The sequence below is a fragment of the Mucilaginibacter sp. UYP27 genome, from assembly GCF_040547175.1.
In the GTDB taxonomy this organism is placed as follows: Bacteria; Bacteroidota; Bacteroidia; order Sphingobacteriales; family Sphingobacteriaceae; genus Mucilaginibacter.
On sequence record NZ_JBEPPE010000017.1, the window covers coordinates 22,616 to 38,177 of the forward strand.

Below are 15,562 nucleotides of genomic sequence, written 5' to 3' on the forward strand. Positions count from 1 at the left end.
TTGACCTGAGCGAAGGTTTCTGCACTACGTCGGCATTGATGGGATTTAAGACGCTGGAAGATATTGTTTTTGTTTTGCCTGAGCAGCTGATCCGCAAAAAGGGTTTCAGTTATAGCTGGCTTGGGGAACTTAGTGCGTACCTGGATAAGAAAGGATTGCTGTACTTATTACAGCCATTACCGGGAAAAAGTTACGATTGATCCGGGCGATCATTTTTTGCAGCATTTCCCTTACGCGGGCGGCTGTATGCTGATCGATACTATAAAATTCTTTGCTTAGGCTACCCGCGGAAATGGCCGTTTGCCTTTTGGTCTGGTAGTTAGCGGCAAAGAACTGGAACACCCTTTTGGTACTTTGGGAAACAAAGATATTTTCCTCTAAAAATAACTTAATCAGGCAGGCTAAATGCGCTACAGACAAGTCAAGTGATTGTTTTTCTATTGGGCAACCAGCCCTGGTTTCCAAATCTTTCTTTAAGGCTATTTCGGAAAGCGTAATCTGTTCCTGTATCCATTCCGACAGCATTATTTTAAGTGAAGGATAAGCAAGATCATAACACATTTCCCTTGCTTCAGGGCAGACCAAGACAGCTGCTTTCTGACGTTGCAAACAATCAAGCTGGCCGGAAATGCAATTGATTCCCTTTGCTTCAGTGCCGATTTGATATTGCCTGTAAGCCAAAAAAGCTAGGTGGTTGAAATTATGCCGTGAAAGCAGTATTATTATTTCTTCCCCGGCTTCAACTGCATTAAAATCAAACAGGGATAAATGACCTACAATTTTTTCCAGATAGGCCAGCGAACGAAAGGTGTATCGTACCGATACGCTACACTCGGTCGCCTCGTCCAGCCAGTTCAGCAAGCAGCGGCTCAATGACGAATTAAGTTTAGCGGAAAAAAGACAATTCCTGACAGTAGATATACCTGTCGCCAGCATGCCCATCATCCTCTGATGAAAGGCAATAGGCGCCACCGCATCCCAATTAAAATATGGCGCGTAGTATAACAACAGATGGTCAATCTGTTTGAGTAATAACAACTGGCCTTCTTTAACTAAATCGGCGTTTGAACACCTGTAAACCTCATCTGAATAGCTGATAATACCTTCTAACTGATGGTTAAAATAGCGTAGTAAAGAATGATGCGGCAATTCAGAGAATGCCGCATCTTCCCAAGTTTTACAAATCAGCGCAAATTGACTGTTAAATTGACTTTCCGTTATTTCATTGGAAAAGAATAATTTCTCGAGAAATGGCAATTCATTAATCAGCATAATAATCAAAAAAGTGCAGCGAAAAGTTGTTGCTGTTAAAAGATATGTGTGCTGGTAATGACACTTGTAGTGACTGTTGTCGTATCAGTGTCGTACATTCCCTTGTTGACTGTTGATACATTGAACTTAGCTAACTTTTGAAGTTTCCTTTTCGGTAATTTGTTTGATTTTGTCATGATAATTAAGTTTTTTATTTAAATTAAATAAATTAAAACGCCTACCAGCATTTTTTACAGATTTTGAAAGTGTTGCATTAAATTAAACTTTTGTCGCTATGAATTCATTGAAATCAATATTTATCTACTTATTCAACAAAGCAACAATTGTACCTATCATCTGCTGGCTATTTTTCATTTTGTACGAACTTACTGTTGTTTATTTCACTATGGGTAAGTTGGAAAGGCCTTATATTTACTTGGTCTATTACGCAGTTAATATTGGTTTTTTTTATGCACAGGTTAAACTTTTAAATAAGACATTCACTTCAACTTCTCTCAATTATCTGGCGGGTTTTTTACTGTATGTTGCAATATTTATAGTTTACCTGTCAGCGAAATTTTTAGCAGACTTAGTTTTTGGGCACCAGGATTTTAAAATTTCCAATCCATATATTTATGTCCAAAACTTCTTTTTAAGAAACATTGCTAGAAGCCTTTACTTTACAATTATTGCAGTTTTTTATTGGTCAGCAGTACATGTTTCTTATTTTAGAAAGGGGAAAATAAGTGCGGAGCGTCAGCAATTGAAAGTCGAAAAGGAAAAGGCTCAACTGGCTGTTCAGTTGGAAAGGTCACGTAACGCCTACCTGCAACAGCAGATCAACCCGCATATGTTGTTCAATGCCTTAAACTTTGTTTTTAATACCGTGCAAAAGCATTCAGATGATGCTGCGCATTGTATCTGGTTACTATCTGAAATCATACGGTTTAGTTTGGAAGAAACCGGCCCGGACGGAAAAATAGTTCTCGAAAAGGAAACAGAACAAATTGAGAATCTGGTCGCTATTAACCGTTACCGTTTTAAAGACCCTTTACACTTTACACTCACAACTTCCGGAGATTTTAGCACTATGCGTATTATTCCGCTGATTCTGTTGACTTTAACTGAAAATATTTTCAAACACGGTGATTTGACGGATGCCAGGCAGCCAGCATTGCTGGCGATGAAAAGTGAAACAACCGGAAAATTTACTTTTTTTAGCAGTAACCTCAAAAAATCAAAGAACGAACATGCCAGGCGCCAGCAACTGGGCTTGCAAAATATCCGTATCAGGCTTAATTCAGAATATCCGGATAACTATCAATTAATCATTGCTGAAGCCGGAGACCTTTACGAATTAACCTTATCTTTAAACTTATGCACCTGAGCTGTTATATTGTTGATGACGAGCATCATTCTATTGAAGTGATCGCCCGTTACGTTGAGCAAACGCCCGGCCTGGAACTCTTAGGCAGCTCCACCAATCCGCTTGAAGTGTTGGAACTATTCGCCGGAGGCGTATCACCCGCAATCACCTTTTTAGATGTTGATATGCCTCAACTCAATGGGCTAGACATGGCAGATTTGCTCGGGGCTTCTACAAAGGTAATTTTCACCACTTCTTTTCGCGAATATGCCCCGGAGGCCTTTGAAAAAAATGCAGTGGATTATCTGCTTAAACCGATTATTTACACGCGTTTTCTCAAAGCGATCACTAAAGTCAATAACCGGGTCATCCCGACTATTTATCAAATGCAGGGCGACTACTTTTTTGTCAAAAGCAATATAAAGGGAAAGTTTCACCGTGTAGATATTTCTGAAATCAGGTACATTGAAAATATCGGCAACTACATTACTATCCATTTCGGTAAAGACAAAGAACGTATCGTAACCTACCTGACCCTCTCAGAGGTACTTCATAAACTCCCGGAACAAAGCTTTACGCGCATACACCAGTCGTATGTAGTTAACCACGCTTTTATTAATTCCCTGGAATATGCCCAGGTACGCCTGTATGACCAGATCAGCTTGCCCATCGGTGGCACTTTCCGGGTTGCCTTCCGGGAAAAGATTCAGAGCAACATTCTCGTTAGCAAACGCGAACACCGCGAAACCTGATCTACTTTTTACGGGCTATTTCTGACAGCGTTTGCTTTTGCAAAATAAAATAAACTAAAAGCTCCTGCTCCCGCTGGCGTGTAGCAAATGTCCGGTTCAGTTGCATATGCACGAGATCGGTCAATAAAGTAACCCGGCCTGTTCCGACTTCATTGGAAAAAGTTTCTGAAATTTGCTTTAATACTCTGGCCAGTGAGCGCATTGCGGCACCCCCTAAACGGCTATGCGGTAGGCCTTCAATCAAGCCTCTAACCTCGCGGTATTTGCTATCCAGCTCAACCACAAAAGTTTTATTCCCTTTAAATTCCTTTATGAATTGATCAGTTACCCGCTTTAAAAAAGCAAGGCGATTTTGTTCATCCGGCAGGAAACAACGAATCATCCCATTAGCGGCATATAAAGCAAGTTTCAATTCTTCCCAGCCGCTGACTTCCTCCGCCCGGCTTTTTACCGCATTAGCCACCAGTTCACTTCCCGCGCAAAATGCGTCTTCGATTAGCGGCATTAATGTAGCCCCATAGCGCTCAATCTCCCTTTGATATGTATCTCCGTGGTAATTGCGGATCAACTGGTCATAACCCGCGCCATTTAAGCTGCCGCGCAAAGCGACCAAAAGCGTTCCGAGTTTTGCAGGGTTGGCCTGCAGCCGTAACCGCAGGTGATAGCCCTGTTCTGTGTAACGAATAAAGAACCATTTTTTGATCAGTTTACGCTGCCTGCTGACAAAGGGCAGGATAATTTTAGCGAGCAGTTCATCTGCTATGCGCGGCGTACAAAATAGCTTGAGATAAAGCCAATCGCTGCCCAAATAAAAGTTACGCCCCAATTTCGGGAAGTGATCTTTTTTAGTAGCCACTACACCCTTGTAAATTTCCCGGCCATGCGCCAGGAAAGCGATCATTTGGCCGGCCAGCGGTTTGTTCCCGCTCAAAACGTTTCGCCCGGATGCGAGGTACTCCCCTATCGTTACCTCCTTGAGCCTTTTAAGGCATTTCAAAAAAAACAGCGCTTCAGGTTGGTGCGCCAAATCAAATACAAGTTGCTGGTCCGAAGACCCCAGGCTGATATAACGCGGCAGGTGATGAAACCTGCGAAACTGCTCTAACTCGTTTAAGGCATCAGCAGCATTTATTAGCTTTTCCAGGTCATCTGCCTTAAAATTCCATTTAGCAAGGCTAAGAATTGTTTTGCCAAAAGTGACCCTTGGGTAAAAACTTAAACCAGGAAAAAACTGCTCCAGGTCAAAGGTGAGATTAGCCCTGATACCCTGGTATTGCAGATCACAAAGTAAACGGAATACGGGCAACTGGTTATGCCTGAAATTATAAGCGGTCGCCAGGCGGGGGATCACCCTTTTGCCTAATTTTCGGGATTCTAACATCACTTCGCCGCCGCTAACGGACACCATTAGATCGGATGGAGGCAGCTGCGCATCCACAGGCAGTTCACTGTAGACATTAACCGGAATCTCATAAGGATATATCCTGCGTCGACGGTTGATATTGTCTACGTGGGCATCGGAAAGCTGGCCGATATCGGCAAATACCACGTCAGGATTACTCTTGACCTCTTTGTCTGCAAGCTGGCAGCAAAGTTCGTAAACCGAGCCGCTGAAGCAGGAAAAGCGGCCGATCAAGTTGGTGGCAGCGGCTCCGCCGGCGCTTTCGATTAGCACGTGTTCACCCGTTCTGCGGTACATTAGAGCAAGCGTTTGCGGCAAGGAAACAGGGTCGCCCGCTTCTTCCAGTTCTTTACGGTGAGTATTATTTAACACAAGTGGCGAGTATGGATCGCGAAGCGTATCACCTGTCCATAAGCGGAAAAGCATCCGGTGAACTGCGGTCCAGCCTGTTTGTTCGCGCTGTACATTATTTTCGGGGAAGCGGATATTTTCGAGCAATTTAGGTTGCGCTGCCGGAGCGTTAAGGTTTCCATAGGCAACGCCTGTATCCGAATCAAGCGCCTGCAAAAGCGGTACTTTCTCCTGGTCGAAGCGTTCTTTAAAATCTTTGATGAAACTCGTTAAATCAGCTGAAGCTGCATCACGTGACAGGAGGCGCAACATGGTTATGGCTGCAGCCAGTTCCCGCTGTTCCTGCGGCCCCGGCCCGCCGCTAAGGTGCGGTTTTTCAAGTGCGGCGTAAAAAGGCTGCGTTTTTTGGGGAGGTAGCAAGCCTTCCAACAACGTTCCCAATTCCGCCGAAAGCCCGGCAAGGGCTTCAGCTTTACAAAAAGGAGCGGTATGATGTTTTGCCCAAAAATCCTTCCAGCCGGACAAGGCAACCGTATCGTCTGAAGGTTCGCTGGTGTAGATGATCCGTCCACCAGCGGCAGTCAATAGCACTTTTTCATCGGTCAGAAATCGCAGGTAATCCATCGCTTCCTCCTGCGTACAGACACCACGCAGGGCTATCCATTCCAGCACATGGAGCGCAGGCAGCGGTTTATTTTTGAAAAGCGCAACAAGGCCGGTGTGAAACTTCACAGCTTCAATCGCTTCCAGGCTAAATTCATATCGGTTTTTATCCGTCACTGCAGATTTCGTATAGCGATAGAGCCTGCCAACTTTATACAGGCAGGGATTAACGATGAGCTGTTCTGCGGCCAACTCGTTATTGCGCAAACTATTAACCACATTCAGTGTCATCTGGTCCGGTAGCAAATGAATGCAAGCGGCGCTATTGCCGCCGATTTTCACAGCTTCTCCATCCGCCCAGTTCAACAGGGTGAATGAGGCAAAGGCTCCGAACGGCGTAGGCCGGAAACAGATGCGGTTATAATATTTATAGACCGTATGAATTTCTTTAGGAAGTAATTTGTCAAATTGAAAGTCTTTCTTAGCTAAGGCCTGGTAAAACTCGGGGCTTGCCAACCAGATGGCGTTGCGGAAATCCTGTTGGAGCAGGGCTTCGGGCAGACGCGACAAGTCATACCCTCCAAAGCTATAGTGAGGTGCCCGCAGAAATAGCTGCGGTAAAAAATGGTATTCCGTTTCATTATTTTCCTTCATCTGCTCATCCCTCAAAAGGGTATACTACCCATTTCATACTGTTTTGCCTTTTAGCGATACTGTTACTTTGTATTATCAAACCAAAGGATATGAAACCAACGATTCAATTATGCCTTACTGCTACGCTGATCCTGCTGTTCACTTATGCAGCGGCCAGTAAATTATCCGACACGTCGCTGTTCCGTGCGCAGCTCTATTTGCAACCTTTCCCTCATAGCCTTGCCAATGCGCTGGTTTTCGCCATTCCTGCCCTGGAACTTTTTGCCATCGGCCTGCTTTGCACTGACCGGACACGTACGGCAGGCCTTAGGCTGTCCCTTGGTTTACTCAGCGCCTTTACGGCCTACATCGGACTAATCCTGTTGTTTGGTAGCGGGCAATTACCCTGTTCCTGCGGGGGCATCCTGAACCGGATGTCCTGGGGAGGGCACCTGGTCTTCAATTCCGTTTTTGTCCTTGCCGCTTTGATTGCTCTCCGGCTGCATTCGAAAAAGCGGGAGCCAAAACGCACGAGCGTTTCTTTATAGAACTACAGGGGTAAGCCGAAAACCTGCGAAAAGAGTAGGCAAAATTTCTCATCAAGTTTTTCGTTTGTTTTTTAGTAAAAAAGCATCCGTGTATCATGAAAAAATCTAAAGCATTTATTTTCAGCATGGCCATCCTGTTAGGCGTTGCCGGTGCCTTCACCACTACTGCCGCAAAATCTGCGAAAAAGTTCGCTGGTGTAAACTGGAGCTTTACCGGAACTCCTTCCCAGATCAACGATGCAAGCAAGTACACTTACAGCGCTACTCAACCGGTTTGTTCCGGCAGCACCAGCCGCTGCTCGGTAGTTGCTGAACGCAGCACATCTAACCCGATGCAGCCTAACCTAAACACCATCACTGCAGAAGTGCTTAAAAACTAACTGTTTTTACCCGCCAGGGGGCAAGGCCTACTACGGCCTTGCCTTTTTTAGTTCTGCGCTATTCCGGTGTCGTTTATTACCTGTTGCGGGATCGGCCAGGTATATCGCGGATCACCCGGCGGCAACTCATACAGCTTCCCGTTAACAAACTTCCTTAAAGTGACGGCCAGGGCCGGTTCCTTATTCAGCCGCCGCAGGTCTGTCCAGCGGAGCGCGCGTAACAGCAATTCTTTTCTCCTTTCCAATAAGACCAGTGCTAATGCCTGAGCCTGGCCTGCCGCCGTCAATGGCTGATAAGCTGCTATGCGGTAACGGTTGACACGTAAGGTGTTCAGGTCAGCCAGCGCTGCCGTAATGTTTCCGGCCCTGGCCGATGTTTCTGCCCGAACCAGGTACATCTCGTCGGTTGCAAGGCCATTAAAGAGGTTTACACTACCATCGTAGCTTCCGTTGAAAGTAAAACGCAGGTTGCCTGAAGCGGGTTTGAAAAACAGCGTTTTTCGGAGGTCACCGTTTTCATAAGCCGTATAGAGGTTGGTATCGACCATCAGTTTAGGTGGTAGCAGTAGGTTAACCGGTACACTGATCGTATGAAATAGTACCTCGTCGTTAAAACGGGGAAATGGCGGACCGGCACCCACTGTAACCGTATTATAATCGATCAGTTTGCTATTCAATTTTAAACTCGAATCTGCATACAGGCCTGCTTTATCATACATCCGCATGGACAGGTACGTCCTGGCTAGCATAGCATAAGCCGCGGCTTTACACGGCCTTGTTTTCACCACTGCGGCAATTGGCAGTAAAGGCACGGCAGCGGACAAGTCGGCAACTATCCGCTCATAGGTTTGGGCCACTGTCGAACGGACAGACCTGACATTCAGATCGGATGAATTCCTTAAAACCAAGCCGGCATCCGTCCCAGCGGTTTGCGAATCGTAGGCCTTACAGAACTCCTGGGCCAGCTGGTAATAGGCATAGCCTTGAAAAAAGGCCGCCTGACCTTTGATATTATTCCACTCTGCGCTGGTATGGCCATATTTTCCAATTCCTTCCAAAACCACATTGGTGGAGAAGATCACGCTGTAAGGGTAAGACCAATCGTTTCGCGGCAGGTCATTAAATACATTTCGTTCCCAGATATAGGCGTTGCGCTCGGTGAGCGACGTTACTGCCCAGCTCTCTGTCGTTACGAATCCTTCATCAGATCCTGCAATTCCTGCATATGGCCACACCTGCGATAATTGGGAGCCGTTGTCCATTAAAGCCTGGAAGTCTGCTGCTGACGAGGGCACCTGTAAGGCAGAAGAGGATTTCTCGTCCAGCTCCTTTTTGCAGGAAAAAAGGGCAGCTATTAACAAAAGCATGATGGCTGTATGTTTTGTATTTTTCATCTGTATGTATATCATATGTTAAAAATTACCGGTTAATCCCAAAGCCACGGTCAGCGGTGGCCGGAAAGACAGCGGATAATCCGGATCATAATTGGTTTTCGTCGCTTTCCAGATCAAGCCCAGGTTGGATGCATAGCCGTACACCTGTAATTGTTTAAAAGGCGTTTGTTTTAAAAGCCGCGAACTTAACTCGTAGCCCAGGCGAATATCCTGCAAGCGAATATTACCACCTTTCTCTACGTTGGCGGCTGACTGGTTATAAAACTGGTCGCGCTGGCTGTCGGCAGGATATACCATAGAGGGAACATTTGTTTTTGTTTCGTCTCCCGCTACCAGCCAGCGCCGGGCATAATCACCTGTTGAAACATCCCAGTTGGTGTAAAGCGCGCTGTAAGCGATTGAAGGCTTGACAAAATAATAATCCAGTTTATAGGCGATGTTAGCGGAAAGCGAGATCCCCTGATAAGTAAATGTATTACGAAAATAGCCGAAAAGCTGAGGCACGGCTGAGCCGCTGTACTGGAGGTCGCTGACTTTGGTATCAGAAAGGATTGCCGAATAATCTGAACTCACCTGTCCGTTCACATATCCACGCGGGTTACCGTTAGCCGGGTCCAGACCAGCCCATTTATAGGTCAGGATCGCAAACACCGGTTTGCCGACCAGCGGGGCAACCGAGTAGCCATTAGCTACATAAACCGATGCGTTGTCGCTGTATTGGTAGTAGCTGGTCACCTTGTTTCTAACCGAACTTAAAAGCAGGTCAGTATGCCACTTCAGTGAGCCTTTTAGATTAGTGCTGTGCAAATTCAATTCCAGGCCGTTACCCTGCATAGCGGCAACATTCCCTTTATATTGGAAAAGATTGGTTGCGGGATTAAGTACACCCGTGGTCTGTTCGAGTGGCTGGAAGCCGATCAGGTGGTCACTTTTCTTACGATAATATTCCACCGAACCGGAGATGACATTGCCAGCGAGTGCGAAGTCGAGCCCTATATTGATGATACCGGTTTTTTCCCAGCCGAGGTCAGGGTTAGGCGGGTTCCGGATGGAAGCGCTTGTCTGCTTACTAATGAAATTCTGCCTCAGATATTGGATAGTAGTGAGTGCAGAAAGCGTATTATCTACGTTCCCGCTATAACCAAAACTGGCCCGCAGCTTGAGGTAAGGCAACCACCCGATATGATAGAATTTTTCATTATTCAGTGTCCAGGCGGCACCAACGGAGTACAGCGGTACGCCTTTTTGGTTTGCATTAACGCCAAACAAGTTGGACTGGTCCTTGCGTAGGCTGGCAGATAAACTGTACCGGTCATCAAATGCATAAGCGGCGTTTGCAAAATATGACAGGTTATTATTTTGCAGCGTTTGGTACTGATTGACGTAGGGAATTGTAGAATCGATGTAATAGGAATAGATCGGCTGGAAGAAACTTGTTACATAATCCACCGGCAAAGCTGTTTGGGTGCTGGAATTATACCCATAGTCCCTTGAATTACGGTTACGGGTGTTATCCGTCCGGTATTCGTAACCGGCCAGAGCCGTCAGCCTGTTTAATCCCCAGTCCATATTGTAGTTTAATTGCGTACGAATGCTGTGAGAAGCCAGGCGGCTTCCGAAAGCGTCAAAGACCCCACCAATCGGAACAGGAAGCGCTAACGAACCATCCGGATTTGTTTGGGTATACTGGTTAACCAGGTTTCGGGCGTAATAACTGTTTTGGCCGTAGAGAAGGTCGCCCTGTGTTTGCGCATTTTCCAGCTGATAACGCAGTTCAATGCCCAGGCCTTTTACTACCTGGTATTTCAAGGCTGTATTCAGGAATATATTCAGGTTGCGGCTTTGGTTGTTAACTGACTTATAATCGTCGAGGGGTACGTAGTCCCAGTTTTGAAAGCCTGCTACCTGGGAGCTTTCCACGAATGAGCGGCGGTAATCCTTCAGTATGGTGAGCGGGTTGCCCTGCGCATCTGCAAAACTGGCATAAGGCAACAAGCCTTTGCTGCCGCTGGTGCGCAAAGCGCTAAAATCGTCCCTGCCGGCGACGGTCATGCTACTGGTAAGGTATGCACTGACATCAAGTTGCAATCCTTTCGTTAGGAAAAAACTATTGTCCGTACGCAGGTTTATACGCCGGTAGGTACCACCAAGCGAGGTGAGGTTACGGTCATAGCCTGCCGAAAAAAGGTAAGCTGCCTTATCCGATCCGCCACTGAGGCTGACCGCGTATTGCTGGTTTACGGACCGCTGGTACCAATATTTTTGGAGGTCTTTGCGTACATCATGTTTAGCCAGGGCAGCTATTTGCGCATCCGCATCAGATGTGGAAATCTTACCGTCCCGCTGCGCAATGAGCAGTTCCATTACCGGGGATACCGGCACATAGTTGTACGCACTTTCATCATCGGTATAAAATCCCTTGGTAAACAACTGTTTTTCCAGGTCAACAAAGGCTGCCGAGGACATGCGCGGCTGGTAGAACAAGTCCGGTTTATCAGCAACGGTCACGTTGGCATTAAAGTTTACCGATAGCGGTTTGTTGCGGCTGCCCTTTTTCGTGGTGATTACGAGCACCCCATTGCTGGCCCGAACACCCCATATGGCAGCGGCCGCAGCATCTTTTAGGATGGTTATACTTTCCACATCGTTGGGATTCAAATTACTGATATCGCCGTTATAAGGGAAATTATCGAGCACGACGAGCGGTGCGGAGTTGGCAAAAAGGGTACTGTGGCCCCGAATGACGAGGCCGTTGGACTGGCCTTGCCGTTTGTCGAACTGCACGGTACTGACCCCTTCCAGTCGGCTCAGTACATCGGTACCAACAGAGCGGTTCAGCAGCTGCTTATCCACCTGTTCAAAAGAGCCGGTCGCTTTTTGTACCGGTAGCGACTGATAACCGTTCGATACGATTTTGACTTCAGCCAGCTGTTCGACCTCCGGGCGCAGCGTCAGCATAAAAATGGTACCGTTATGAACGGCAATGTACTGGCTCAGGAAGCCTGGTTTGCTTAAAACTAAGGTATCTGTTTTAGCGGCAGGCAGCGCAAAGTGGCCATCAGGGCCTGTAACAACAGCCACTGTTTTGCCTTTGATAATCACCTGTACCCCGGCAACGGGTTTGCTTGCAGCATCTTTGATCTGACCGCTGATCTGCTGGGCCATACCTACCGCAGACCCTAAAAGACAGGCCGTAAAAGCTAAAAATATTTTGTAGATAATCTTCATTGTGATTTGATAATTGGTTGTTAATCAAATTGTTTAAAGGGTAAGCGGTCCGTCCGTTTCTGAGTTTGCCATTACCGGCAGCAGACGGAAAGAAGTGCCTGTCCATTCCGAGCGAACGTTAAAAAAACGGTCAAGATCCTGCCGGATACTTTGCCTGACGAGGGAGGGGGAATTCCCCGGTAGTTGCAGTTCGTAACACCACAGCATGTTATCCTGCCCTACGCTGACCTGATCGTCGGGTAGCGCACGGAGCCCTTTAAATACTATAGTGTAGAGGCGGCGCTTGGAGACATTGGTTGCCCGTATAATGGTTAAATTTTTTAACGAATCATAACGGATGCTAACAATCGCAGGCAATCCCTTCAAAACCCCGGTAATCACAGAGCGGTAACGGTAAGCGGTGTCGGGGCCGCCGTTATGATTGACTAATAAAGGTTTATTCTGATCATAATCCAGCACATCTACTTTTCCTGGCAAGGCCAAGGGCGTGCCGGAGAGTACCGCAGCAATGGTTTTGGCAGTTATATCGGCCACTTCGGTAAAGGCCAATACTTTTCCATCTATACCGATCCACACTTCATGCGGCAACAGGCGGTGCGGAAATAAATTGTGCAAAGCAACGTCCTCTACCACTGTCCGAAATTTTCGGCCTTTAAGAAATCCATTGTTATTTTGAAAGGAACGGATGCGCTCCGCTTTCTCGTAAGTTACGGGAAGGATAGCAATCTTATCGCCGAACAGCCGCTGGAGAGAATCCAGCCTCGGCATCGCCTCGATGCAGGAACCACAGGATGTGGCCCAAAAATCAAGGATGAGGAGTTTACCCTTAAAGGCGGCAAGGTTAAGGGCTTCGCCGGTATGGTTGAGCACCTTAGTTAATGACAAATCTGGTACCTTATCGCCAACGCGCAAGGGATTAGCCTGCGCGGTCACCCTAAAAATTGGGCATAGGAATAGCAGGAAGCAAAGTTTGAGCTTCATTTTGATTTATTTAAACGTGAAAAAAATCAGAAATCGAGCTGTAATATGCCCTGCCTAACCGGGTATGCCTTCTATCCTACCCTGGATCGTCAGCTTTTCTACGGCAGCAACCAAAGCGATCAAACTATCAAACATTTCCGTAATATCTTCTTCGCTGAAGCCTGGTTCAAGAAAGCCTTTTTTCTCATTCAAAGCATAACCCTGTAAAGCGGTCAATAAAGCAAGTTTAACTGCATCAACACTATGTGCATTAAAGAATGCTTGCAGCACTTTTAAAGGTTCATCAGTATTAGATTGGCCGGGAAAGTTGTTATCAGAATTCATTAGCTTGATCGTTTACGGTAAGAAGTCTATTTGTCGCTTAAAGTTAGGGCAAAGGATTGACACTATTACAGCAAAATAAGGCAACCGGATTAATTTAACTACTAACTGATCCCGGTTGCCTTATATTATATAAGGCTCACTCCGGGTTCTTGATTATGTTCTTAATTGGATTTTGGAGGGGAAAAGAGCAAACAATATGATAAAGGTAAATAAATGCGAAACCGTAGGAATGCATTCCATTAATTATCTTTTCACTAATATTTGACCTTGGGTTTATCATCCTCGTTTTCAATTTGATCACGAGTCTCAAAAAAGTAGCAAATCAAAATGGATGGACTTCACTGCTTTTGTACAAGGTACCGCCAGGAACCCCTCCAATCCTATCCAAGGACCAGAGTTGACCACAAAAGACTTAAGTGAAGCCCATCCATTAAAATACACCTCAAAGATATACTTTTTCCGGAATGGGCGCTTTCACTTGCCTTCACGTGATCTACTGGCGGTTTCTGTACGTGAGACTTCGTTAGCGATTTAAATATTTAAAATTTCGCTTTATAATAACATCATGTAACAAATATAAATAAAAAATTACACATAGTAACTTTTTATTACGAATAGTAACTTTATATTATTATACGCTTATATTGAAAGACATTTATGTCAAAACAGACATAAATGTCAGATTGGAACAACAAAAGAAATAAAGAATTTACCTTATTTAAGCACATTAAATTTCTTTTTGAGAGTGATGTTATTAAAAGAATGTATGAGATTAGAGAATATCATTCAGGCAAGATTTCAGAAGCACTTGGTATGAACAAAGGAAGATATGCACTTAAACTTTTGAATCCGGAAACCTTCTCAGTTTTTGAAATCTTAAGGTTTGCTTACCTAATTGAAGTTGATCCAAATCTTATAATAAATGTCATACAGAACGAAAAAGAAGTACAAATTAAGATGAATGAACGTTTGAAGAAAGATGCTTTGAAATCAAATCTTAAACTTTAACTACTTAAGAATAATAACGATACGTGATAACGCTATACGACTTTCAAGCCATGGCTGTTTCTGAAAGAATGGATGCAGTCGGGGATGGTACTTACATAGGTGACAGGCCTGATGGAAAGTTCTTTGTCCAACTATATAACCTGGGCTCGTTTTATGCAGAAGTTTTCTATGATGTAGAAAATAACGAAATCAATAGCATACGTGGCTTTAAATCAACAAAAATTATAGAGCCGTATTTAACACATATCAAATTAAATTTACGTTAAAGAGGTCTGAATTATAGCAATACAAAATAAGAAGCCGCTTTGTAAGTTCTAGATTCGTTTGCTGACTAATTAAGACCTATGTAAACTGCTCTCGTAATAATTTGGCTACTTTTCCCTCAGGGCTAATAGGTTTAACTCTTCCTTGGTTCACCTTACGGTAAGTAATGGATACCCTTCGTTCACGGTGTTGCACATTGCCCTCTACTTTATCTTTCTTCCTGGGCGGTATGGCGTGTTTCCATTTCTTCCGGGCATCATCTTGCATCACATATAAGGAACGCCTGGGAATTTCGACATCTACCACTTCCACGTTCTCACCTTTTATAAACCGCATAATACAACTGCTTCCTAAGTTCACACCACAGATTTGGTTTTCATAATAAGACCTATCCTTGTGCGGCTTGATACCTTCTCCGGGAACATATTCGTTAATGATTACCTGATCTGGCTGAAGAAGCAGGATTTTCTGCTCGACGATTTGCTGTGACAATTGATACATCAAGGGAGGTATAGCAACCGGAAATCTTATCAGGTCATACGGCGCGTCCAATTCATTCCGGTATCCATAATATTGCAGTCTTCTTAAGTAATCAACCACCCATTGCTGACTGTCAATTTCGTTGAGCAACTGCTCTTCTTTGGCTTCATCTATGAAATCGGGGTATAAAAGTAAACCGGGAATTACTGTTTCCATTTTCTAAAATTGCAGATGCTTAAAAATATAGGCATCAAATCTTTAAAAATCAACAAGAAGTCAGGGATTAAGTTTGAGAAGTCATTAGTGAGTAACTATCCGCATCTAAGTTTCAGAAGTTGTTGTTTTGAGGCCACGATAGCGTTGCGCTATGAAAAAAGCAATGATATTGCTTGCAAAACATCCCTGTTGATTAATTATGAAATGTTTTTTATGAGCCAGGGGATTTTTAAAAAATCATAATTTGGGTTAAAAGCCCCGGCCGCAAGTGCAAACATCCTTCTTATAACCCGTTGTGCGGTTTAAACTGCAAGAGCATGTTTGATCAGGTTAAGGGGTTTATTATTTAAGAAATTTAGATATTGGAGAGCAGCAATACTA

At 44.9% G+C, this 15,562-nt stretch carries 13 protein-coding genes; 6 read left to right on the top strand and 7 right to left on the bottom strand.

The genetic code is table 11. The annotated features are described in order from the left end of the window. Positions 1 to 129: 129 nt before the first annotated feature. Positions 130 to 1,272, bottom strand: a complete 1,143-nt coding sequence (locus ABIB39_RS22640) for a hypothetical protein (protein WP_354432474.1) — start codon at positions 1,270 to 1,272, stop codon at positions 130 to 132. A 274-nt stretch (positions 1,273 to 1,546) separates the two neighbouring features. On the opposite strand from ABIB39_RS22640, the gene ABIB39_RS22645 reads away from it, so the two are divergent. Both ABIB39_RS22645 and ABIB39_RS22650 read left to right on the top strand, forming a co-directional pair. Continuing rightward, positions 1,547 to 2,638 carry a sensor histidine kinase gene (locus tag ABIB39_RS22645; RefSeq protein ID WP_354432475.1) on the top strand — a complete coding sequence of 364 codons (1,092 nt, stop codon included), beginning with the start codon at positions 1,547 to 1,549 and terminating at the stop codon, positions 2,636 to 2,638. Beyond that, entirely contained in the window at positions 2,629 to 3,369 is a 741-nt protein-coding gene (locus ABIB39_RS22650) for a LytR/AlgR family response regulator transcription factor (RefSeq protein ID WP_354432476.1), read from the top strand. The genes ABIB39_RS22645 and ABIB39_RS22650 overlap by 10 nt, the downstream gene beginning before the upstream one ends. Position 3,370: 1 nt before the next feature. Here the strand turns inward: ABIB39_RS22650 and ABIB39_RS22655 are convergent, their stop codons facing one another. Then, the gene (locus tag ABIB39_RS22655; protein WP_354432477.1) at positions 3,371 to 6,379 is read right to left on the bottom strand and encodes a lantibiotic dehydratase; all 3,009 of its coding nucleotides are present in this window, start codon (positions 6,377 to 6,379) and stop codon (positions 3,371 to 3,373) included. A gap of 89 nt (positions 6,380 to 6,468) precedes the next feature. On the opposite strand from ABIB39_RS22655, the gene ABIB39_RS22660 reads away from it, so the two are divergent. Further along, the gene (locus ABIB39_RS22660; RefSeq protein WP_354432478.1) at positions 6,469 to 6,906 is read left to right on the top strand and encodes a MauE/DoxX family redox-associated membrane protein; all 438 of its coding nucleotides are present in this window, start codon (positions 6,469 to 6,471) and stop codon (positions 6,904 to 6,906) included. A gap of 95 nt (positions 6,907 to 7,001) precedes the next feature. Then, positions 7,002 to 7,286 (top strand): DUF6520 family protein, encoded by a 285-nt coding sequence (locus tag ABIB39_RS22665; RefSeq protein WP_354432479.1) that lies wholly within the window; start codon positions 7,002 to 7,004, stop codon positions 7,284 to 7,286. Between the two features lie 47 nt (positions 7,287 to 7,333). Here the strand turns inward: ABIB39_RS22665 and ABIB39_RS22670 are convergent, their stop codons facing one another. The 4 genes from ABIB39_RS22670 to ABIB39_RS22685 are packed head-to-tail and all read right to left on the bottom strand — an operon-like array spanning position 7,334 to position 13,213. Further along, positions 7,334 to 8,680, bottom strand: coding sequence for a RagB/SusD family nutrient uptake outer membrane protein (locus ABIB39_RS22670; RefSeq protein ID WP_354432480.1), 1,347 nt, complete (start codon positions 8,678 to 8,680; stop codon positions 7,334 to 7,336). An 18-nt stretch (positions 8,681 to 8,698) separates the two neighbouring features. Next, positions 8,699 to 11,908 (bottom strand): SusC/RagA family TonB-linked outer membrane protein, encoded by a 3,210-nt coding sequence (locus ABIB39_RS22675; protein ID WP_354432481.1) that lies wholly within the window; start codon positions 11,906 to 11,908, stop codon positions 8,699 to 8,701. Positions 11,909 to 11,941: 33 nt separating this feature from the next. Beyond that, a complete protein-coding gene (locus ABIB39_RS22680) occupies positions 11,942 to 12,889 on the bottom strand; it encodes a TlpA family protein disulfide reductase (protein ID WP_354432482.1) in 948 nt (315 codons plus the stop codon). A 54-nt stretch (positions 12,890 to 12,943) separates the two neighbouring features. Beyond that, positions 12,944 to 13,213 carry a hypothetical protein gene (locus ABIB39_RS22685; RefSeq protein WP_354432483.1) on the bottom strand — a complete coding sequence of 90 codons (270 nt, stop codon included), beginning with the start codon at positions 13,211 to 13,213 and terminating at the stop codon, positions 12,944 to 12,946. Between the two features lie 675 nt (positions 13,214 to 13,888). On the opposite strand from ABIB39_RS22685, the gene ABIB39_RS22690 reads away from it, so the two are divergent. Both ABIB39_RS22690 and ABIB39_RS22695 read left to right on the top strand, forming a co-directional pair. Then, a complete protein-coding gene (locus tag ABIB39_RS22690; RefSeq protein WP_354432484.1) occupies positions 13,889 to 14,221 on the top strand; it encodes a hypothetical protein in 333 nt (110 codons plus the stop codon). A 50-nt stretch (positions 14,222 to 14,271) separates the two neighbouring features. After that, positions 14,272 to 14,487 (top strand): hypothetical protein, encoded by a 216-nt coding sequence (locus tag ABIB39_RS22695; protein ID WP_354432485.1) that lies wholly within the window; start codon positions 14,272 to 14,274, stop codon positions 14,485 to 14,487. 76 nt (positions 14,488 to 14,563) lie between these two features. Here ABIB39_RS22695 and ABIB39_RS22700 read toward each other — a convergent pair whose 3' ends face one another. Continuing rightward, positions 14,564 to 15,181, bottom strand: a complete 618-nt coding sequence (locus tag ABIB39_RS22700; RefSeq protein WP_354432486.1) for an alpha-ketoglutarate-dependent dioxygenase AlkB — start codon at positions 15,179 to 15,181, stop codon at positions 14,564 to 14,566. Positions 15,182 to 15,562: the final 381 nt, after the last annotated feature.